Origin of the sequence: Leifsonia poae (assembly GCF_020009625.1) — a bacterium.
Classification (GTDB): Bacteria; Actinomycetota; Actinomycetes; order Actinomycetales; family Microbacteriaceae; genus Leifsonia; species Leifsonia poae_A.
Window position 1 is genome coordinate 2,860,195 of record NZ_JAIHLP010000002.1, and the last position, 17,758, is coordinate 2,877,952.

At 65.0% G+C, this 17,758-nt stretch carries 30 protein-coding genes; 23 read left to right on the top strand and 7 right to left on the bottom strand.

The features are described from left to right. Positions 1-7: 7 nt before the first annotated feature. The 5 genes from K5L49_RS14440 (at position 8) to K5L49_RS14460 (ending at position 2,204) form a co-directional block, all read left to right on the top strand. Positions 8-217 carry a hypothetical protein gene (locus tag K5L49_RS14440; protein ID WP_223693797.1) on the top strand — a complete coding sequence of 70 codons (210 nt, stop codon included), beginning with the start codon at positions 8-10 and terminating at the stop codon, positions 215-217. 9 nt (positions 218-226) lie between these two features. Next, positions 227-991 carry a fibronectin type III domain-containing protein gene (locus K5L49_RS14445; RefSeq protein WP_223693799.1) on the top strand — a complete coding sequence of 255 codons (765 nt, stop codon included), beginning with the start codon at positions 227-229 and terminating at the stop codon, positions 989-991. A gap of 24 nt (positions 992-1,015) precedes the next feature. Further along, complete coding sequence (locus K5L49_RS14450) at positions 1,016-1,654, top strand: M23 family metallopeptidase (RefSeq protein ID WP_223693801.1); 639 nt, start codon at positions 1,016-1,018, stop codon at positions 1,652-1,654. A gap of 107 nt (positions 1,655-1,761) precedes the next feature. After that, positions 1,762-1,989, top strand: coding sequence for a hypothetical protein (locus K5L49_RS14455; RefSeq protein WP_223693803.1), 228 nt, complete (start codon positions 1,762-1,764; stop codon positions 1,987-1,989). Further along, positions 1,986-2,204: a hypothetical protein gene (locus K5L49_RS14460; protein WP_223693805.1), complete on the top strand. Its 219-nt coding sequence runs from the start codon at positions 1,986-1,988 to the stop codon at positions 2,202-2,204. Before K5L49_RS14455 ends, K5L49_RS14460 begins: the two co-directional genes overlap by 4 nt. Here K5L49_RS14460 and K5L49_RS14465 read toward each other — a convergent pair. The 7 genes from K5L49_RS14465 to K5L49_RS14490 are packed head-to-tail and all read right to left on the bottom strand — an operon-like array spanning position 2,201 to position 4,624. Then, a complete protein-coding gene (locus K5L49_RS14465) occupies positions 2,201-3,013 on the bottom strand; it encodes a tyrosine-type recombinase/integrase (RefSeq protein WP_223693807.1) in 813 nt (270 codons plus the stop codon). The genes K5L49_RS14460 and K5L49_RS14465 overlap by 4 nt on opposite strands. Next, on the bottom strand, positions 3,010-3,324 hold the full coding sequence (locus K5L49_RS14470) for a hypothetical protein (RefSeq protein WP_223693809.1): 315 nt from the start codon (positions 3,322-3,324) through the stop codon (positions 3,010-3,012). Before K5L49_RS14470 ends, K5L49_RS14465 begins: the two co-directional genes overlap by 4 nt. Beyond that, positions 3,321-3,605: a hypothetical protein gene (locus K5L49_RS14475; RefSeq protein WP_223693811.1), complete on the bottom strand. Its 285-nt coding sequence runs from the start codon at positions 3,603-3,605 to the stop codon at positions 3,321-3,323. Before K5L49_RS14475 ends, K5L49_RS14470 begins: the two co-directional genes overlap by 4 nt. Further along, positions 3,605-3,937, bottom strand: a complete 333-nt coding sequence (locus K5L49_RS14480) for a hypothetical protein (protein WP_223693812.1) — start codon at positions 3,935-3,937, stop codon at positions 3,605-3,607. The genes K5L49_RS14475 and K5L49_RS14480 overlap by 1 nt, the downstream gene beginning before the upstream one ends. Continuing rightward, positions 3,937-4,065 (bottom strand): hypothetical protein, encoded by a 129-nt coding sequence (locus K5L49_RS20190; protein WP_263298877.1) that lies wholly within the window; start codon positions 4,063-4,065, stop codon positions 3,937-3,939. The genes K5L49_RS14480 and K5L49_RS20190 overlap by 1 nt, the downstream gene beginning before the upstream one ends. Then, a complete protein-coding gene (locus tag K5L49_RS14485) occupies positions 4,062-4,250 on the bottom strand; it encodes a hypothetical protein (protein WP_223693814.1) in 189 nt (62 codons plus the stop codon). Before K5L49_RS14485 ends, K5L49_RS20190 begins: the two co-directional genes overlap by 4 nt. Next, positions 4,247-4,624, bottom strand: a complete 378-nt coding sequence (locus K5L49_RS14490) for a helix-turn-helix domain-containing protein (RefSeq protein WP_223693815.1) — start codon at positions 4,622-4,624, stop codon at positions 4,247-4,249. The genes K5L49_RS14485 and K5L49_RS14490 overlap by 4 nt, the downstream gene beginning before the upstream one ends. Before the next feature lie 88 nt (positions 4,625-4,712). On the opposite strand from K5L49_RS14490, the gene K5L49_RS14495 reads away from it, so the two are divergent. The 18 genes from K5L49_RS14495 to K5L49_RS14580 all read left to right on the top strand — a co-directional run bounded on the left by K5L49_RS14495 (position 4,713) and on the right by K5L49_RS14580 (position 17,661). Continuing rightward, positions 4,713-5,297, top strand: coding sequence for a helix-turn-helix domain-containing protein (locus K5L49_RS14495; RefSeq protein ID WP_223693774.1), 585 nt, complete (start codon positions 4,713-4,715; stop codon positions 5,295-5,297). After that, entirely contained in the window at positions 5,294-5,431 is a 138-nt protein-coding gene (locus K5L49_RS14500) for a hypothetical protein (protein WP_223693776.1), read from the top strand. The genes K5L49_RS14495 and K5L49_RS14500 overlap by 4 nt, the downstream gene beginning before the upstream one ends. Before the next feature lie 102 nt (positions 5,432-5,533). Then, the gene (locus K5L49_RS14505) at positions 5,534-5,695 is read left to right on the top strand and encodes a hypothetical protein (protein ID WP_223693777.1); all 162 of its coding nucleotides are present in this window, start codon (positions 5,534-5,536) and stop codon (positions 5,693-5,695) included. Positions 5,696-5,726: 31 nt separating this feature from the next. After that, a complete protein-coding gene (locus tag K5L49_RS14510; protein WP_223693779.1) occupies positions 5,727-6,044 on the top strand; it encodes a hypothetical protein in 318 nt (105 codons plus the stop codon). Between the two features lie 451 nt (positions 6,045-6,495). Continuing rightward, a complete protein-coding gene (locus K5L49_RS14515) occupies positions 6,496-7,749 on the top strand; it encodes a hypothetical protein (RefSeq protein ID WP_223693817.1) in 1,254 nt (417 codons plus the stop codon). 234 nt (positions 7,750-7,983) lie between these two features. Beyond that, positions 7,984-9,054: a phage portal protein gene (locus K5L49_RS14520; protein WP_223693819.1), complete on the top strand. Its 1,071-nt coding sequence runs from the start codon at positions 7,984-7,986 to the stop codon at positions 9,052-9,054. A gap of 4 nt (positions 9,055-9,058) precedes the next feature. After that, entirely contained in the window at positions 9,059-9,643 is a 585-nt protein-coding gene (locus K5L49_RS14525) for a hypothetical protein (protein ID WP_223693821.1), read from the top strand. A 53-nt stretch (positions 9,644-9,696) separates the two neighbouring features. After that, positions 9,697-10,722, top strand: a complete 1,026-nt coding sequence (locus K5L49_RS14530) for a hypothetical protein (RefSeq protein ID WP_223693822.1) — start codon at positions 9,697-9,699, stop codon at positions 10,720-10,722. Positions 10,723-10,791: 69 nt separating this feature from the next. Continuing rightward, on the top strand, positions 10,792-11,442 hold the full coding sequence (locus K5L49_RS14535; RefSeq protein WP_223693824.1) for a hypothetical protein: 651 nt from the start codon (positions 10,792-10,794) through the stop codon (positions 11,440-11,442). Then, a complete protein-coding gene (locus tag K5L49_RS14540) occupies positions 11,442-11,813 on the top strand; it encodes a hypothetical protein (RefSeq protein WP_223693787.1) in 372 nt (123 codons plus the stop codon). The genes K5L49_RS14535 and K5L49_RS14540 overlap by 1 nt, the downstream gene beginning before the upstream one ends. Before the next feature lie 4 nt (positions 11,814-11,817). Further along, a complete protein-coding gene (locus K5L49_RS14545; RefSeq protein WP_223693789.1) occupies positions 11,818-12,240 on the top strand; it encodes a hypothetical protein in 423 nt (140 codons plus the stop codon). 3 nt (positions 12,241-12,243) lie between these two features. Next, complete coding sequence (locus tag K5L49_RS14550) at positions 12,244-12,759, top strand: hypothetical protein (protein WP_223693791.1); 516 nt, start codon at positions 12,244-12,246, stop codon at positions 12,757-12,759. Next, positions 12,759-13,928 (top strand): hypothetical protein, encoded by a 1,170-nt coding sequence (locus tag K5L49_RS14555; protein ID WP_223693792.1) that lies wholly within the window; start codon positions 12,759-12,761, stop codon positions 13,926-13,928. The genes K5L49_RS14550 and K5L49_RS14555 overlap by 1 nt, the downstream gene beginning before the upstream one ends. Beyond that, entirely contained in the window at positions 13,928-14,287 is a 360-nt protein-coding gene (locus K5L49_RS14560) for a hypothetical protein (RefSeq protein WP_223693794.1), read from the top strand. Before K5L49_RS14555 ends, K5L49_RS14560 begins: the two co-directional genes overlap by 1 nt. Then, positions 14,284-16,002, top strand: coding sequence for a hypothetical protein (locus K5L49_RS14565; protein ID WP_223693796.1), 1,719 nt, complete (start codon positions 14,284-14,286; stop codon positions 16,000-16,002). Before K5L49_RS14560 ends, K5L49_RS14565 begins: the two co-directional genes overlap by 4 nt. A 12-nt stretch (positions 16,003-16,014) precedes the next feature. Then, entirely contained in the window at positions 16,015-16,224 is a 210-nt protein-coding gene (locus K5L49_RS14570; protein ID WP_223693797.1) for a hypothetical protein, read from the top strand. A gap of 9 nt (positions 16,225-16,233) precedes the next feature. Further along, the gene (locus K5L49_RS14575; protein ID WP_223693799.1) at positions 16,234-16,998 is read left to right on the top strand and encodes a fibronectin type III domain-containing protein; all 765 of its coding nucleotides are present in this window, start codon (positions 16,234-16,236) and stop codon (positions 16,996-16,998) included. Between the two features lie 24 nt (positions 16,999-17,022). Further along, positions 17,023-17,661, top strand: coding sequence for a M23 family metallopeptidase (locus K5L49_RS14580; protein WP_223693801.1), 639 nt, complete (start codon positions 17,023-17,025; stop codon positions 17,659-17,661). Positions 17,662-17,758: the final 97 nt, after the last annotated feature.

The window sequence follows — 17,758 nt, forward strand, 5'->3', positions numbered from 1 at the left end:
AACGGAAATGGCAATTGGAGACAAGGCAGCGTCCAAAGGCCTGGCGGTCTTTCCCAGCACGCAAAACCACGGGCTCGGATACCAGAACGACAACCAGCGCGGCGACGACATCGCCGACGTGATCGACCTCATCGAACGTCGCTTCACAGTGCAGAACGCCACACCATCGGGGACCGGGCACGTCATCGGTGACGTGTGGATCAAAAGCGCGACGTAGGGCTGAATCATGGCATCCGTTCATACCGCGCACGCGACCTACAACCTTGACGTTTCTCTGGTCAGCCAGAATCGGGCGGGCAACTACTCGACGCTGAGTGTCCACGTGTATGCCGTCGCGGACGCAGGTTGGTCGGGCTCCGCGTCGGGCATCGGGTTCAGCGCGACCGGATACGGCAACGGCACGTTCGGTTTCAGCGGCACCAGGGCGGAGGTCGTCACATACACCTTCAACGTCGGCCACGACGCGGCCGGCAACCTCACGGGCTATGCCGTCTCGGCGCACACGAACGACACCGGAACGAGCACCTACGGCGGCCCGGTCGATATCTCTCAGGCCGTCATCGTGCCACGCATCCCGAAAGTGCCGAGCGTGCCGGCCGCGATCACGGCGACGGCGCAGCCCGGCTTGAAGGTCGCCGTGACGATCACTGGAAGCGCGGACAACGGCGGCAGCGCCGTCACCGCCTACACGGTGCAGTACAGCGCAGACGGCGGCGCGACGTGGACCGGAAACCAGAACATCAACAGCGGAAGCTACACCTACGCCGGCCTCGCCCCGGGCAATTACATCTTCCGTGTGTGGGCGACTAACGCGATCGGTAACAGCGGCTACCGCGTCTCGGGCACCGTCACCGTGCTCGCTGGCGGCTACGTCTGGAACGGCACGAGCTGGGTCGCGTCGCTCGGCGTGTACGTCTGGAACGGCACCGGTTGGGTGCTCTGCCAGGGCGTCTACGTCTGGAACGGCACGAGCTGGGCGGCGGCACTATGACCACTCAATCGAAAGGAATCCGACATGCAGCTCGTTGATCCGTTCCCCGGCAAGTACGACGCATCCGACCCGTTCGGCTCGCACGGTTACGGCCGCACGAACGGCCACACCGGCTCCGACTGGATCGTGGGCGCCGGCTCGCCTATCCCCGCCATCGGAGACGGCGAGGTCGTCGCGGTCGGCTGGCATCCCGGCAACGGCAATTACCTCGCCGTCCGCCTCGAGGACGGCCACGTCTACGCCTACCTCCACATGGACCGCCCCGCGCCGGTCACGGTCGGCCAGAAGGTCACTCGTGGGCAGACCATCGGTTACGTCGGCAACACCGGTACGAACAGCCAGGGCAGCCACCTGCACATCACGATCAGCGATGCCGTCACGGCCTACATCGGCCTCGGGCATCTGATCGACCCGTGGCAGTTCATCCAAGACCACCTCACCACCGCACCCCTATTCGAAGGAGACACCGTGTTGTTCATCCGCATCCAGTCCACCGCCCGGGGAATTGCCCTCATCGGTCCCGGGTACTTCCGACAGCTCAAGACCGACGAGGAGGTGCAGCAGTCCGACCCGCTCATCTCCAAACACCTGACCGGGAACGATCGCCAGTTCGACTTGTGGCGCAGCATGGCGGTAGCCGGCCAGGAGGCGAAGAGTGCGTAGCTGGCTCCGCACCCGGTGGCGAGGCTGGCTGTGTGCCATCGGTCGCTGCCCACGTGGCCGGGCCGGCTACTGGTGCAACGGAGGGGCGGGGGAGTGCGGGTGGTCGGATGCCTGAATGGCTCCTTGCCCTCGGCGTCGCAATCGTCGCCGCATCCGGGGGCGTGCTCGCGTCCCGCTATGGCCGGGTGGCCGCGCTGGAAAAGCGGGTCGCCCGGCTCGACGCCCTCAACCGCAAGCTTTGGGTGTACCTCCGGGCCCAGATCGACCACTCATACCGCAGCGGAGTGCAACCGCTACCGCTCCCCGATGACCTCTTTGGAGACGATGAATCATGAGCCACGCAGCGCCTGAAAGCACCGAAACGAAGCCGACCCTACCCAGGGTCGCCCGCATCGTGATCTACGCGATAGGTACACCCCTGGCCGCGTCCGCCGCGTTCCTGGCCGGAACCGACGTGTTCGGCCCGGTCGTGTCCACGGTGGCCGGCGCGATCGCTGCCGGCGCGGTCGCCGCCGTGGGGACGACCGCGCTCGGCAACCTCAACCGTTAGCCGGCGGCAGCGAGTACAGCCCGCCGCAGCGACTCGTCGGCCACTTGCACGTACAAGCGTGTGGTGGCCGGCGAGGCGTGCCCGAGCAGCGATTGCACAACGAAAACGTCGGAGTGCTGATAGGTGCGGGTGCCGAACGAGTGCCGCAGCGTGTGCAGCGTCCATTCGTCGGGCAGCACGACGGTCGCCAGCTTGCCGACCCACCGCGGCGAGAGGTGCCCACCATCCGAGCCGGGGAACGCCCATCCGGGTGGAAGCGTGCGCAGCTCCAGCGCGAGCCGGGGCGTCAGCGGCACGTCGCGCTCCTTGCTCCCCTTGCCGTGGACGCGCAGCGACCAGCCGTGCAGGTCCTCGAACAGGTCGGACGAGTTCACCTGAGCGATCTCCGAGCGGCGGAGACCTGCGTCGTGCGCCAGGCGCAGAATCAGTTTCAGGCGGGCATCAGAACGGGCAAGGGCGTGCTCGTAGACCCGCTCGGGTGTCGGGCGTGCTTTCGCCTGTCCCGGCTTCACACGGGGCAGCGCAAGCGCCGTGTTCGCCTCGGCGCGGCGGACCGTGACAGCCCACCCCCAGAACGAACGAAACGTGGTGCGCCGGCCTCGCCGGGTCTCGGGTTTCCACGCCTGATCGCCGGCATAACTCACGAGCTGATCGCCCGTGAGAGACCAAGGCCCGGCGTCTACACGCCGGGCCAGGTGTTCGAGGTGCTGCCGCCTCGTGCTGCAAGTGGTGTCTGGGAAGCCGGCGGCGCGCTGCGCTGTGAGGTAGTCGCGGATAGCCTCGGCCCACGACTCTGAGTGAACGTTCATGCTTCGACTTTGCCGAAATCAGACCGAGCGGTATGGACGCGACTCACGCCCCCAAGCGGGTGTCGTCCGTAGCGCTCCTGTGCGCTCTGCCGCTTGATACCGAGCGCCGCGCCGATGTACGCCCACGAACGCCCGATCGAGCGCTGACCGTGCACGGCCGCCGTGATCGCCCGTTCGATGTCATCCCGGAGACTCACCAACTCGGCAAGCTCGAACTCATCACCGTCGCCCACACGCTCGCCACCCTTCCGGATAATGCGCCGCGCGAAGTCGATGTAGTCGAGCGTTTCGACCTCTCGACGGGCGCTCATACCGACCCCGCTGGGTTCGCGATTTCGGTGTCAGGATCTTCCTGACGGCCACCGATCAGGTGGTCTGGTGTCGCAGGCATCGGGTCCGCCTCGGTCACGCTCACGAGGGAGAAACTGTGCGACCAGAACTTGCGGAAGTCGTCGTAGGTGGCGCTGTGCGCGACGCGCCCCTTCGTGACGGCCTCGCTGAGGTTGTCTGCGAGGATGCTCGCCGCCGAGGTGCTATCGACGCGATCCCCGTACACGTTCAGCTTCTGGACAGTCAGCTCGAATCGGAACATCAGGCGCTCACCAGCTCTCGATTCGTCGGGCACGCGAGGTTGAGACACCCGTCCGCGCCGAACGTGTACGAGCGGCACGTGATGCAGATCGCCTCGACGTGGAACATGTGCGACTGGAACGCGCAGTAGTCCACGCCGTCGCGGTAGACGTAGCCGCGCGGGTTATGGTGCAGCCACACGTCGTACGCGCCGGCCGCTGACTCGCAGCACGGGCACACCCCGGCGAGGCATTCCAGCTCGTGGGCCGGCCCGTCGCCGCCGTCGATGTGGTGGCCGCACGGCAGGGTCGCGACGACCTCGCCGCGCTGGTCGAGGTCGAATAGGGCGTCCATCACGCCCCCTCGGTGAACTTGTCGCCGCACTCGGTGCAGCGGAACACGGCCAGCTCGTAGCCCTCGGCGTCGGTGGCCGGGTACAGGTACACGGCGTCCGGGTGCGGGCACTCGGTGCGCGCGTTCATGCGGGCACCAGCTCGTCGGAGGCGTACGGCAGCCGCTTGACTTCCTGTGGCCCGTTCGGGGCGAGGATGAACTGAGGTCCGGTGAACTCGACGGTGAGCGCCGGACCACGGCTCCCGATGACGACGCCGGTTCGCCCGCCCCAGATGCCGCTCATGATGCGCACGGCGTCGCCTACGCGGATCATCGGGTGGCCCGCTCTCGCATCAGCGCGAGCAGCGCAACGACCAGCAGGCTAGGCGCGGAGGCTACAGACCAGAAGGTTGGGGGTTCGAATCCCTCCGGGCGCACTCTGGTTGAGACAGATGACACGACCCCCGCTTCGGCGGGGGTTTTGTCGTTAATGCCTTCGGCCAGCCATTCAAGCGGCTGACCAGTCACGTGCGCCCATCGCACGAAGTTCGTCGCGCTCGGCTCCGTTCTGCCAGTCTCCCAAGCGCTGACGGTGGTGCGTGCTACACCGAGCCTCGCCGCGATCTCTGCTTGCTCCATGCCTGCGAGGAGTCGCGCATACTTGAGGCGATCCAGCAGGGTCCATGCCGGGTTCTCGATCATCGTCATGCCGGTACTGTATCGCACCCCGTGATAAATAACGCGACACGCCGACCATCTTGCGCTCTTTCGTCGCGTCGCCCGGTTGCATGTCCACATGACAACAAACGCGACATCGATAGAGCCCCGGCTCATTCGTCGCCGCATGCGCTTCGAGAGCAACTTCACGCAGTTGCCGAACTCGTGGCTTCGAGACTCTGCCCTGTCGTTCCGTGCACGCGGACTGCTTGCACTACTCATGAGTCACGAGGACGGCTGGAACATCACCCTCAAGGGATTGGCCGATGAGACCACCGAGGGCATCGATGCAGTGCGAACAGCTACCAATGAGCTAGAGAGCTTGGGCTACCTCAAGCGCACACGGTTGCAGGGGCGTGGCGGCAAGTTCGAGGGTGACACGTGGGAAATCTGCGACCCTCACGATCTTGGCGGGGCAACGCTCTTCACCGCATTGGATAAGCCAACGCGGTCGCGCACCGCGTTGGATAAGCCAACGCGCACCGCATTGGATAAACCAACGCCTATAAGAACACCATCTAGAACATCTAAAGAGAGTTCTAGAGGTAACCACATAGCGCACCCGAATGACGCCGGCACCGAGTGCCACGGTGAGATGATCACCGAACGCCACTGCATCTTCGGTCACATCGTGATCCCGAGCGCTGAGCAGGTGACCGCATGAAGCCCTACGTCACCAAGCTCCTCGGGATCCAGTGGGTAGTCGTGACCGCATGGTCGGTCACCAACCACGACAGCCATGCGGAGGCGTTCGCCGCCGCCCTCGACCGCGCCATGATCAGTGAGGCAACAGCATGAGCACACCCGACTTCGACACACCCGTGTGGCAGCTATTCATCGCCGCCGCTATGCTCTGGACACTGTGGGGGCTCATCGTCCTCAGCGAGAGGAGACACCGCCGTGAGCGAACAGCAAGAACTCATCCGGACCTACTGGGGCAACAAGAAGACGCACGAGCAGATCATGCGCCGGCAGATCAACTGGATCGTGGGGTTGCTCTCGGCCATCCTCGTGGCAGTAGTCGGCTCGACTCTCGCGATCCTCTCGGCACTCCCGCACTAGACCGACCTCGACGGGCCGCAAGGTAGCGGCCATGTCACAGCACCACAAGAACCAGAAGTGGAGTACGCACAGCCCGAAGCTGCGCAAGCTCATTGAGCCGATGCTCCCGGCTCAGTGCCTGAACTGTCCTCACCCGGTCACGCCCGAGGACAAGTGGCAGGTTGGCCACCGTCGTGACGCCGCGCTCGGTGGCGAACCCACCATCGAGAACGCGGGCCCGACGCACGCATGGTGCCCGGCCTGCCGGCGGCGCTGCAACCAGCGAGCCGGCGGCCAGCTCGGCGCGCGCATCCGCACCGCGAACAACGTCAGCCGATCCCGAGCGCAGAAAGATATCCGCTCATGGTGACGGCGACGACGGTCGCGGCCCCGACTTCCTTTGAGAATCGCGTCGGAACCCCCGCCATAGGCAGTACGGAATTCTCTCTAAATCTGTGGAGTGCGGTGAGAAACCGCGGGATCAAGCCGACGTTCACCGGGCGTCTGTCGGAGGACGAGGAACTCCGCCGGGAGTTCCTTGCGGGGTCTCGTCGGATGGGCTACGAGCTGGTGGACCTGGACGACCGGGAGCACATCGCCGAGCTGAAAGCGATGACGCCGCCCCGCTACCCGATCCAGCCGCAGCAGCTCTGGATGGTAGACGCGCTCAACGCCGAGGACTACGACACGTTCACGGTCGAGGTAATGCGGCGAGCGTCCAAGACCACCACGATATTCTGCTGGCTCGTGGGCCGGTGCGAAAGCCGGCCCGGCTATGAGGTCACCTTCTCGGCGCAGTCCGGCGTGAGTCGTCAGCGCGTTTGCGCGAGTGGAAGCTCCGCCTCGACGCGATCAATCCGCCCGATGACCTCGACCTTCCGCCGTGGCTGCGCAATCGGCCCCGAACCACGAAGCGCGCTGAGCGCGCGCTCGCCCTGTTCGACCTTGACATCACGACCGAGGCCGAACATCTGACCGCTGGCCGCGGGTTCAAGGTCATGATGGGGGAGGTCGGCAAGGGCATCTACTGGGACAACGGGTCCAAGTTCCTCGTGCTCAAGCCGTCGTCCGACGCCTACCGGGGCGAAGCGGGTGACATCTCGTGGTTGGACGAAGCCCAGGAACTCGACCCCGAGGAGGGAGCCGACCTGCTCGCCGGTCTCGCCCCGCTCCAGGACACCAAGGAGAACGCGGCCACCGTGATCAGCGGCACGGCCGGCGAGGCACGCGTTGGCCCGTTCTGGGAGGTCGTCGCCAAGCTCCGGGCCGGTGACCCAGATGTCGGTGGTGTGGACTACTGCGCATCCGACTCCACACCCTGGGAAATCATCGAGGACGAAGACCAAGCGATCGCACTGCTAGTGACTCTGCACCCGGGCATTGGGACGCTCACGACCGAGGAGAAGATGCGGAAGAACTGGCGCAAGCTCGACAAGCCCAAGTGGGCGCGCGAATATCTGTCACTCTGGCCGGAGTCGTTTGGGACCACCGCCGTCAACGCTCTGCTGTGGGAAGACGCAGCCCTGGCCCGCAAGAAGGCGAAGCCCGACCGTGTTGCGTTCGGGCTCGACATCCGCCCCGGCGGGTTCTCGGCCGCGATCGTCGTCGCCTGGCGCGACTCCCGCGGCGTCGCCTACGTCGAGGTCGTTGAGCACCGGCAAAGTACGTCGTGGATTCCCGAGCGCATGCAGGAGCTGACCCGCACGTATCGCGGCTCAACCATCGCGTTTGATGACATCTCGGAGGGCAAGGCCACCGCCACCGAGGCCGACCGGCTCAGCCCGAAACCACGACTGCGGATGCAGACCTATCGCGAGCACGCCGCCGGATGCGTCCAGTTCCTCCGCGACCTCGAACGCGGCAAGCTCAAACACTCCGGACAGGTCTCCCTAGACACCGCAGTTGCCGTCGCCGTGAAGCGCGACGTGCGCGGATCGCAAGGCGTCTGGATGTGGGGCGCACCCGTCGCCGGCGGCGACATCACCCCGCTCGTCGCCGCGACACGCGCGCTGCGCAATTGGGACCAATATTTCGCGCGAGGAACAGGAAGCACAGGAGTGGTGATCGCAGCATGAGCGTATTCGTGGATGGGTCGATTGAGACATACGTGTATGGATGCGACGAGTGCCCGTGGTGGCGGGGGATCGCGCTCAGTATCGACGCCGCCGACGAGGCCGCAATCCGCCATGAAGAGGCTCAACACGACACGCACAACCGTCGTCGCACCAGGGACGCTCGGATTGCTCGCCTAAAACGAAAACTGGTTCCGACACCGTAAATGTTCCTATGCCTCCCCGAGCATCTAATGCATGGGGTTCCGAAGTCAGATGAAGCTCGCCGCGGCCGGCGCGACCGTCGCCCGCGGCGAGCTTCTGCCGTTCCCGCGCAAGACGACCGCGATTAGCTCTCCGTGGGCGGACAGCTCCAACCTTGTCCCGATGCTCGTCGCGAAAGACGTCTTCGGTGTGGACAGCGCCGCGGTCTCGCGTCTCGAAGCGCTCAAGGTGCCAGTAATCGCGAAAGGCCGTGCGCTCCTGCACAGCCTCATCGCATCGAACCCGCTCGTCGCCCTCAACGCTGAAGGCAAGCTCCCCGACGAGAAGCAGCCGACCTGGCTGTATCGGTCCGACACGGGCGTGAGCCCGTACCAGCGCACCTGCGCAATCCTCGACGATCACCTGTTCGAGTGGGCGTCGCTGCTCGCCGTAAGCCGCGGCGCCAAGGGCGACATCCTCGATGCTGTGCACGTACCGTTCGAGCGTTGGAGCGTCAACGAGCACAACGCGATCATGGTTGACGGCGAGCTTGCCCGAGACGATCAAGTCTTGCTCATCCCCGGCCCCGCCCCGGGACTCCTCACGATCGCGGACGAAGCTATCCGGGCAGCTCGCGCCACCGAGCAAGCGTGGGTCTCTCGCGTTCGAAACCCGTTCCCAGCGATGGTGCTCCAGGAGACCGCCGACTACGGCATGAATCAGGACGAGGCAAAGCCGTACGTCGAAGCCGTCGCGAAGGCGCGCCGGAATCCCGATAGCGCCGTCATGTTCATCCCTTACACGATGTCGCTCACAGCACACAATGCCGACAAGACCGACCTGTTCGAGAACGGTCGCAACGCGCAGCGCCTCGACTTCGCGAACTACATGAACATGCCGGCATCGGTGCTGGAGGGCTCGCTCTCGACCGCCTCGCTGACCTACTCGACGCAGGACGGCAAATACAACGAGGTTTTCGCCTTCACCATCCCGTACTGGACGCAACCGCTGGAGCAGGCGCTCTCGATGGACAACGTGGTGCCCCGTGGCCAGCGCATCCGGTTCGACCTCACCAACCTTCGACCCGACCAGGCCTCGCCCACTGGCGCGGCAGAACAGGACTAGACCCATGACCACCGAACTTGGCACGTTCTCCGTCAATATCGAGGACCGCACCGTTGAGGGAATCCTTCTCCCGTTCGGCGAGACCTCGCGACTCTCGATGTCGAAGACCGAACCGATCTACTTCTCCGCCGATGCCGTATCGCTCCCGGCCGACGCGTCGGTCGTCACGCTGAACCGCGAGCACGACCAGTTCTCACCCGTTGGCCGGGCCATCGTCCTGGAGAAAAGAGACGAGGGCGTCTACGCCAAGTTCGCCATCGCCCGCACACCCGAAGGTGACGAGTTCCTCACCAAGGAATACCCGGCTGGGAGGTTTAAGAAGCTCTCTGCCGAGATCCTCGGCATCGTCCGCGACACCGCCGATAAGGCCAGAGCCGTTGCCGGCAAGATCACAGGCGCAGCGCTCACCACCGAAGGTGCGTTCGAGTCCGCGGCCCTGTTCTCGGCCGATGATCGGGGGAGACAGTCAGCTCCTACGAGTCGAAATCGGCTTACGCGGATGGCTCCGAGTACTCGGACAAGACCGAGACGACCGAGGAAGAGGAAGACCTGGGGGATGGGCACAAGCGCATCACCCGCACGACCGTGACCGTCACGGAAGTTAAGCAGCCTGTCCAACAGGCCACAGAGAATGGAGACCCCGTGGGCGTCGCAACCGTACCCGCAACCCTGGCCGCGTCCGCGGCCAATCTCATCACCCCCGCCGGCGAGCTGAACGAGCCCGCCGCCCGTGACATTTTCGCGCTCATCACCAAGGTGCGAGAGGGCGACCGGGAGGCGGAGAACATGCTCGCCGCCCTGACCGACATCAAGCTCACCGGAGCTGGCGCACTCCCGGCCAACGGGCTGATCCAGCCCAAGTGGCTCGGAGAGGTGTACGCCGCAGCGGCGTACAACCGGCGGTACATCCCCCTCATCGCCACCGGCGACATCACGGCGATCACGGAGATGGGGTTCAGCGTCTCTACCAACAGCCCCGAGCCCGTGCAGGCGTGGGCCGGGAACAAGGCCGAGCTGCCGTCGTCGGGTGGTTCGACCGCGGCCATCAGCTCTGTGTTCCAGAAGTGGGGCTGGGCGGCCGACATCGCCCGCGAATTCTTCGACATCCCCGGCAACGAGCAGTTCGTCGCCGCGTTCCTCCGCCTCGTCGCCAACAGCTACAAGCGCGTCACCGACAAGTGGCTCCTCCAGCAGCTCGTCGGCGCATCTACGCTCGTCGCTCCCGACGCATACCCGACCGCGGGAAACCCCGCGTACCCGGCGGCAGTCGGCATGCTCATCCAGGGCATCGACACCGTTTCGTCGGACCCGATCGACGGCACGCCGACATTCGCCGTCGTGAACGCCGCGGCGTGGAAGCAGCTCATCTACTCGCCCAAGGACGCCCTGCCCGAGTACATCAACCTCAATTTCGGCATCCAGGACGGCACCGGCCTTGCCGGTAAGGTCCAGGTCGTCAAGGGCGACATCGGTATCGCGAGCACGCCCGCCGTGCTCGTTGGAGCCCGCGACGCCGCGCACTACAACGAGCTGGGCGGCGCATCTCCCCTGAACCTCGACGCTCTCGACATCGCCCGCGGCGGCATCGACAAGTCCGTCATCGGTTACTCGCAGTACATGACCGACTACGCGCCCGCCCTCGTCAAGATCGGCGTCGCGGACGCTTAGCCGACAGCTCGCCCCGCCGCAGCCCCCGCAGCGGCGGGGCGAGCCCCACCCACTCGAAAGGAGGCCGACATGGCACTCATCCCCGAAGCCACCGCCGGCCCCTACTGGGTAAGCGACATCCCGGCACCGATCCGCGTCACCTTGGTCGACGAGGACTACGAACCCGTACCCCTGGCCGGCGCGACCATCTCCGCAGCGCTCCGCGTGCTCGGCGTACACGGCACGATCCCGCTCACGGTGACCCTCGACGGCGACACCGCCCTGATCGGTTTTCCCGCCGGCCCGTCTCTTGGGATGCCAAGCGTCTACGACATCGAGCTGCGCGTCACCACCGACACGTGGAGCCAGGAAGCCGAACCGCTCTCGTTCGTCGTACAGGCTCATGACGGCTGGCTCACCCTCTACCAAGCCCGCAAGCAGTGGGCCGACGCGAAAGACCTCGATGACGTGCTTCTCTGGGGTCTGCTCGACTCAGCGAAGCGCGCATGCACGATCTTCGCGCCCGCCATTCCTGTGGATGACGACGGCGACGTGATCCTTCCCCTGCCGGCCGGGTACACCCAAGCGCAGCTCCAGCAGGCCCGGAACACTTGGAACGCGACCAAAACCGATCCGTCGAACGCAGGCGACGACGCCTTGTTCGTCATCCGGCCGTACCCGCTCGACAACTCGATCAAACAACTGCTGCGCCCGCGCCGCGGAATCCCGGCGGTCGGCTGATGTCTGTTCGCTCCGAGCTCGCCGCCGCTCTCACCGCGGGTCTGCACAAGCAGCGGTACACGGTCATCGACGTACCCCGCACGCTCGATGAACTCTCGCCGTCGCGCCGCATCGTGCAGCTCTACCGCGAGGAAATACAGCCGAACTCGAACGCGATGGGGAACTACAAGGAGCAGTTCGTCGTCTGGGTGCTCAGCCCCAAGAAGGACCAGCCGGCCGCAGAGGACGACCTCGAAGAAGGCCTATATGCCGTTCTCGGCATTCTCGACAGCCTGGACTGGCTGACCTGGACGCGCGCCTCGCGAGCGAACCATGTCACCGGCGCTCAGGCGTACAAGATCGACCTCACCCTGTTCACCAAGAAGGAGTAACACCATGCCCGCACTCGACGTCAAGCCGCTGATCCTCAAGAACGTCATTCTGTCGCTGAAACTCACCGACGATGCCGGGGAGCCCCTGGAGTTCCAGAAGCACGTCTCAGCCGTGCAGTTCACCCCCAAGTCCGACACCAAGACGTGGAGTGGGCTCGGCGGCAACACGCACACCGACACCGGCCCGTCCACTTGGACGTGCGACCTCACCTACATTCAGGACTGGAAGAGCGCCGAAAGCCTCTCGCGATTCCTGTTCGAGAACGAGGGCAAGACTGCCGACGCATCGTTCACCCCGATCACGGCCGGCCCGGCGTTCACGTCCAACGTGTCCATCACCCCGGGCGCGATCGGCGGAAAGGTCGGGGAGTTCGCGGAGCAGAACGTCTCGCTTGGCTCCGACAAGCCGCAGCTGGTGAACGACTGAACCATGACGCAGCCCGGTCTCTTCACCATCGACAGCGACGAAGCCCGCGAGGCGGCGGCGCAGCTCCAGCGTGCCGGGACCGAAGCTAACGCCGCCATCATCGACGCCACCCGCGGAACGATGTCGCAAGCGTTCGGAGAGGAACTTGCCGCATCCGGCGGTACAACCCTCCAACACCAGATCATCGCGACCGGTGCCGAGTCCTACGGGTCGGGGTTCGGCATCACGATGCGGGCCGCGACCACCGCGACGCTCAGCGGCGGCCTCGTCGCCTCAGACGGGCCCGGGCGTGCGTTCGAGTTCGGTAAGTCCGTCGAGCGCACCCGCACCTACCTGACGCATTCGCGGAAGGGGACGCCGTACTCGATCACCCGTGTGACGACTCGGCAACTCCCAACACGTTCCCGGTCGGGGTGGGTCGCCTACCCAGCCGCCGGACGCACGTTCGATCGGCTCGTTCAGATGTACCTGCAAATTCTCGTCAAAAAGGCACACGACGCAATCGAAAGGAGCCTGTGATGGGCGGACCTATCGTCATCAACTACTCCGCGAACGTCAAAGACGCAGTATCGGGAACCGACCAGCTTTCAAAGGCCGTGGAGAAGACCGCGGACTCAGCCGACACCGCGCAGAAGGGCATCGGGAAGTCAGCGGACAAGACCCTCCAGGCGCAGAAGGACGCAGCGAAGGGCATCGTGCGCGCGTCGGCGGACGCTGCCAAAGAGCAGGTGACCGCATGGTCGAGTGCGGCAATAAAGCAGGGTAAGAGCGTCCACGACGTGCAGGAGGTTGTGGAGACCGTCTACAACAAGATCGACGCCGACGTGCAGCGCACCAACAGCACCATCGAGTCCAGCAGCGCGCAGAGCTGGGACAAGGCCGAGCAGGCCGTACGCGACTTTGGAGGCAACACGGAAGGTGTACTCCAAACCGCCGCTAGCGCTCTCGGATCGTTTGACGGGTCTATCGGCTCGCTCGGCACAACGATCTCCGGCCTTGCTGCTCTCATCCCCGGGGTCGGAGGCCTAATCGGTGGGGCACTCGGAGGGATCGCCTCGAAGCTGTTTCAGGACTGGGACGAGAACAGCAAAAAGTCAGCCAAGGCCGTAGCTGACATGTATGACGATATGACCGCGAGCGGAGACAAGTACCTGTCGGAAGACTTTCTCAAGACGAAGATTCACGACATCATCAAGGACGCCGAGCAGCTCAAAGTCGTGAAGAACAACGCCGATATCGCCGGCGTGAGCCTCCAGACCGCGCTGCGCGCCGAGGCGAACGACCCAAACGCTATTGCGGCCGTACTGAAAGCCGCGAACAAGGAACTCGACGCCCTGAAAGCGTCCACCCAAGACCCGAGTGCTCTAAGCGTGCGCTCGACGCAGAACCTGATCGACCACTACAAGGAACTGCAGAAGCAGTTTGGCAGTTCCTTGTCGGGAATCGACCTGTTCAACCAAGCGACATCGAAGACCGCCGAGGCTGCCGCCAAGGCGGGCGGCTCGGCGAGTACGGCGGCCGGCCAGGTGGACGGGTTGAACAAGAAGCTCAAGGAGACACCCGACTCGAAGACGATCAACGTCAAGCTCACCGGCCTCACCGACGCGGAGAGACAAGTCGGAAATCTGATCCGTGAGCGCAGCCTGACGGTGAACGTCAAAGCCCGCGTCGGCAACCAGGTGTTCTGATGGCGGAGACGATCAGCGACGGAACTACCACGATCACTCCGTATCTTGTTCTCAGCTACGAGGCGCAGCAGGCCGGCGGCAACGTACTTCACGACGTGATCGGGCGAGGCGACCCGGATGTGACGCTACGGCCGGCCGGCACACGCGCGGGCTCGCATGAATTCTTCTTCCTCACCGCAGCGCCGGCCGAAGCGTGCCGTGTGCTGCACGCTCGGGCCGGCGTCTTCTCGTTCAGCTCAGACGCGGAACCGACAACATCCATGACCTACGTCCTTGACGAAGGTGGGGTTACCACGGCACTGGACGACAGGAAAAAGCGATGGGTCGTCACAGTGGCCTACCGCGAGGTGTCGCGATGACGATCAGCATGCATGCGGCCTCAGCGACGATCGCCGTCGCTGGAGTTCCGACCGCGCTTGACATCAAGTCTGGGTCGATCACGCTCGATGAGGGTTGGGCACCGTACGCCCAATCGAGCCTGACCGTTGCCATGCCGTCGCAGGCCGTGTTCGACGCGATCGACCCGCGTGTCACCCCGCGTCCGCGTGTGGTCGTCGTCGCGACCCGTGACGTGCCGGCGCTCGGCATCCACCAGACACGGACGTTTGATCTTGCTCTGACCGACCGGCGGCTAAGCCACCGTGAGGCGACGATCGATATTGCTCTTGCCAGTGATGAGGCGTTGCTCCAATCAGGTGGACTCGTCGCAACCGCCCCGAACACGTCTGCGCTGGCGAGGCAGACGAGCGTCCGAGCGATCGTCAACAGCAATGTGCTCGCAACGATCGGAGCTGCGCTAGAGCCCGGGACGATCGACGCCGACTTCACAACCCTCACGAGCCTGACGAACATGGTTGTCAATCCGTCCGCTGAGGTGGACGTTGCCAATTGGCTGGCGCAGTCGTCCACGCTCGCCCGCACGACGGCGCAGCACCAGAGCGGGGTCGCAGCGTTCCAGATCACGGGTACGGGCTCGGGCATATCCGTGTTCGCGTGCCCGAACACAACGGGCTATCCGGCCACGCCGGGCGTGACGTACACGTTCAGCGTGTACATGCGCACCGCAGCGGCGGCTCGGCTCTTCGCCGCTCGGCTAATCTTCCGCAACGCGACCGGCGTGTCGATTCAGGACACACAGCAAGCACCGGTCGCGCTCAACACGGGCGGCTGGACTCGGCTAGCGTGGACGGCCGTAGCGCCGGCACTCGCCGTAATGATTGCCCCTCTCATTACGACGGCCACCAGCGCGAACGGGGAAGTCTTCTTCGCGGACTCGGCCATGCTCACGGCCGGCAACGGGCTGGAGACAGATGGGGTAGCGCCGCTCGCCTACTTCGACGGTTCGACCCTCCACACTGACCTGTACAACTATCAGTGGTCTGGCATCGCGCACGCCTCGACGAGCTCGCGCACGCCGGTCTTCCAGCGCGACCCCCAGACGCTCTCGTGGGCGCCGGGAGAGTCCGCCTACGATTTCATCCAGCCGGTGCTGGAGCAGGCCGGGTTGCGCCTGTTCTGTGACGAACACCGGGTCTGGCGGCTTGTGGACTCGTCCTACTCGGTCGAGGGGCTCGTGACGGTGGCGACGGGATACAACGTCTACGACGCATCCGACACGATCAGCCGCAGCGCCACGTCGGACGATGGTGTGCCGCTTTGGTTCGACGCGGTTGTCCTCAAGTACGTCTGGAACGACACCGAGAACATCGAGCAAGTGCGCTACGACATCGCCGGTCCGCTCAACGCGTCGCAGGTGTACACACGCGAGATTGCACGACCGTACCCCGGGCCAGGGGCAGCCTCCTACATCCTCAGCCGTGTGAACGGTCGCGGCCGGATGCTCGACCTCACCGCGGCGATCGACTATCTGGCCACTCCCGGGATGGAAGTCTCGGCCTCACTGCCGGGGACCCTCGCGCAGACCGGGTATACGAGTTCGGTCACTTGGGACTTCGACGACGACACCATGAAGGTCGGCTCGCGCGGCCTCACCGATACGCCCGCGAACAGTTGGTATTTCACCTCCGGATCGTGGGCGAGCCAATCGTCCACCTGGGCAACGGCAACAACCTAGGAAGGAACGGAAATGGCAATTGGAGACAAGGCAGCGTCCAAAGGCCTGGCGGTCTTTCCCAGCACGCAAAACCACGGGCTCGGATACCAGAACGACAACCAGCGCGGCGACGACATCGCCGACGTGATCGACCTCATCGAACGTCGCTTCACAGTGCAGAACGCCACACCATCGGGGACCGGGCACGTCATCGGTGACGTGTGGATCAAAAGCGCGACGTAGGGCTGAATCATGGCATCCGTTCATACCGCGCACGCGACCTACAACCTTGACGTTTCTCTGGTCAGCCAGAATCGGGCGGGCAACTACTCGACGCTGAGTGTCCACGTGTATGCCGTCGCGGACGCAGGTTGGTCGGGCTCCGCGTCGGGCATCGGGTTCAGCGCGACCGGATACGGCAACGGCACGTTCGGTTTCAGCGGCACCAGGGCGGAGGTCGTCACATACACCTTCAACGTCGGCCACGACGCGGCCGGCAACCTCACGGGCTATGCCGTCTCGGCGCACACGAACGACACCGGAACGAGCACCTACGGCGGCCCGGTCGATATCTCTCAGGCCGTCATCGTGCCACGCATCCCGAAAGTGCCGAGCGTGCCGGCCGCGATCACGGCGACGGCGCAGCCCGGCTTGAAGGTCGCCGTGACGATCACTGGAAGCGCGGACAACGGCGGCAGCGCCGTCACCGCCTACACGGTGCAGTACAGCGCAGACGGCGGCGCGACGTGGACCGGAAACCAGAACATCAACAGCGGAAGCTACACCTACGCCGGCCTCGCCCCGGGCAATTACATCTTCCGTGTGTGGGCGACTAACGCGATCGGTAACAGCGGCTACCGCGTCTCGGGCACCGTCACCGTGCTCGCTGGCGGCTACGTCTGGAACGGCACGAGCTGGGTCGCGTCGCTCGGCGTGTACGTCTGGAACGGCACCGGTTGGGTGCTCTGCCAGGGCGTCTACGTCTGGAACGGCACGAGCTGGGCGGCGGCACTATGACCACTCAATCGAAAGGAATCCGACATGCAGCTCGTTGATCCGTTCCCCGGCAAGTACGACGCATCCGACCCGTTCGGCTCGCACGGTTACGGCCGCACGAACGGCCACACCGGCTCCGACTGGATCGTGGGCGCCGGCTCGCCTATCCCCGCCATCGGAGACGGCGAGGTCGTCGCGGTCGGCTGGCATCCCGGCAACGGCAATTACCTCGCCGTCCGCCTCGAGGACGGCCACGTCTACGCCTACCTCCACATGGACCGCCCCGCGCCGGTCACGGTCGGCCAGAAGGTCACTCGTGGGCAGACCATCGGTTACGTCGGCAACACCGGTACGAACAGCCAGGGCAGCCACCTGCACATCACGATCAGCGATGCCGTCACGGCCTACATCGGCCTCGGGCATCTGATCGACCCGTGGCAGTTCATCCAAGACCACCTCACCACCGCACCCCTATTCGAAGGAGACACCGTGTTGTTCATCCGCATCCAGTCCACCGCCCGGGGAATTGCCCTCATCGGTCCCGGGTACTTCCGACAGCTCAAGACCGACGAGGAGGTGCAGCAGTCCGACCCGCTCATCTCCAAACACCTGACCGGGAACGATCGCCAGTTCGACTTGTGGCGCAGCATGGCGGTAGCCGGCCAGGAGGCGAAGAGTGCGTAGCTGGCTCCGCACCCGGTGGCGAGGCTGGCTGTGTGCCATCGGTCGCTGCCCACGTGGCCGGGCCGGCTACTGGTGCAACGGAGGGGCGGGGGAGTGC

What these genes read in the sequence shown, in the direction of transcription:
- K5L49_RS14485 (WP_223693814.1), bottom strand. Translation starts at nt 4,250, where the DNA reads ATGATCCGCGTAGGCGACGCCGTGCGCATCATGAGCGGCATCTGGGGC.
- K5L49_RS14550 (WP_223693791.1), top strand. Translation starts at nt 12,244, where the DNA reads ATGACGCAGCCCGGTCTCTTCACCATCGACAGCGACGAAGCCCGCGAG.
- K5L49_RS20190 (WP_263298877.1), bottom strand. Translation starts at nt 4,065, where the DNA reads ATGAACGCGCGCACCGAGTGCCCGCACCCGGACGCCGTGTACCTGTAC.
- K5L49_RS14555 (WP_223693792.1), top strand. Translation starts at nt 12,759, where the DNA reads ATGGGCGGACCTATCGTCATCAACTACTCCGCGAACGTCAAAGACGCA.
- K5L49_RS14445 (WP_223693799.1), top strand. Translation starts at nt 227, where the DNA reads ATGGCATCCGTTCATACCGCGCACGCGACCTACAACCTTGACGTTTCT.
- K5L49_RS14565 (WP_223693796.1), top strand. Translation starts at nt 14,284, where the DNA reads ATGACGATCAGCATGCATGCGGCCTCAGCGACGATCGCCGTCGCTGGA.
- K5L49_RS14450 (WP_223693801.1), top strand. Translation starts at nt 1,016, where the DNA reads ATGCAGCTCGTTGATCCGTTCCCCGGCAAGTACGACGCATCCGACCCG.
- K5L49_RS14480 (WP_223693812.1), bottom strand. Translation starts at nt 3,937, where the DNA reads ATGGACGCCCTATTCGACCTCGACCAGCGCGGCGAGGTCGTCGCGACC.
- K5L49_RS14470 (WP_223693809.1), bottom strand. Translation starts at nt 3,324, where the DNA reads ATGAGCGCCCGTCGAGAGGTCGAAACGCTCGACTACATCGACTTCGCG.
- K5L49_RS14440 (WP_223693797.1), top strand. Translation starts at nt 8, where the DNA reads ATGGCAATTGGAGACAAGGCAGCGTCCAAAGGCCTGGCGGTCTTTCCC.
- K5L49_RS14490 (WP_223693815.1), bottom strand. Translation starts at nt 4,624, where the DNA reads ATGACGATGATCGAGAACCCGGCATGGACCCTGCTGGATCGCCTCAAG.
- K5L49_RS14570 (WP_223693797.1), top strand. Translation starts at nt 16,015, where the DNA reads ATGGCAATTGGAGACAAGGCAGCGTCCAAAGGCCTGGCGGTCTTTCCC.
- K5L49_RS14495 (WP_223693774.1), top strand. Translation starts at nt 4,713, where the DNA reads ATGACAACAAACGCGACATCGATAGAGCCCCGGCTCATTCGTCGCCGC.
- K5L49_RS14580 (WP_223693801.1), top strand. Translation starts at nt 17,023, where the DNA reads ATGCAGCTCGTTGATCCGTTCCCCGGCAAGTACGACGCATCCGACCCG.
- K5L49_RS14575 (WP_223693799.1), top strand. Translation starts at nt 16,234, where the DNA reads ATGGCATCCGTTCATACCGCGCACGCGACCTACAACCTTGACGTTTCT.
- K5L49_RS14475 (WP_223693811.1), bottom strand. Translation starts at nt 3,605, where the DNA reads ATGTTCCGATTCGAGCTGACTGTCCAGAAGCTGAACGTGTACGGGGAT.
- K5L49_RS14455 (WP_223693803.1), top strand. Translation starts at nt 1,762, where the DNA reads ATGCCTGAATGGCTCCTTGCCCTCGGCGTCGCAATCGTCGCCGCATCC.
- K5L49_RS14500 (WP_223693776.1), top strand. Translation starts at nt 5,294, where the DNA reads ATGAAGCCCTACGTCACCAAGCTCCTCGGGATCCAGTGGGTAGTCGTG.
- K5L49_RS14460 (WP_223693805.1), top strand. Translation starts at nt 1,986, where the DNA reads ATGAGCCACGCAGCGCCTGAAAGCACCGAAACGAAGCCGACCCTACCC.
- K5L49_RS14525 (WP_223693821.1), top strand. Translation starts at nt 9,059, where the DNA reads ATGACCACCGAACTTGGCACGTTCTCCGTCAATATCGAGGACCGCACC.
- K5L49_RS14520 (WP_223693819.1), top strand. Translation starts at nt 7,984, where the DNA reads ATGGGGTTCCGAAGTCAGATGAAGCTCGCCGCGGCCGGCGCGACCGTC.
- K5L49_RS14560 (WP_223693794.1), top strand. Translation starts at nt 13,928, where the DNA reads ATGGCGGAGACGATCAGCGACGGAACTACCACGATCACTCCGTATCTT.
- K5L49_RS14465 (WP_223693807.1), bottom strand. Translation starts at nt 3,013, where the DNA reads ATGAACGTTCACTCAGAGTCGTGGGCCGAGGCTATCCGCGACTACCTC.
- K5L49_RS14545 (WP_223693789.1), top strand. Translation starts at nt 11,818, where the DNA reads ATGCCCGCACTCGACGTCAAGCCGCTGATCCTCAAGAACGTCATTCTG.
- K5L49_RS14540 (WP_223693787.1), top strand. Translation starts at nt 11,442, where the DNA reads ATGTCTGTTCGCTCCGAGCTCGCCGCCGCTCTCACCGCGGGTCTGCAC.
- K5L49_RS14535 (WP_223693824.1), top strand. Translation starts at nt 10,792, where the DNA reads ATGGCACTCATCCCCGAAGCCACCGCCGGCCCCTACTGGGTAAGCGAC.
- K5L49_RS14510 (WP_223693779.1), top strand. Translation starts at nt 5,727, where the DNA reads ATGTCACAGCACCACAAGAACCAGAAGTGGAGTACGCACAGCCCGAAG.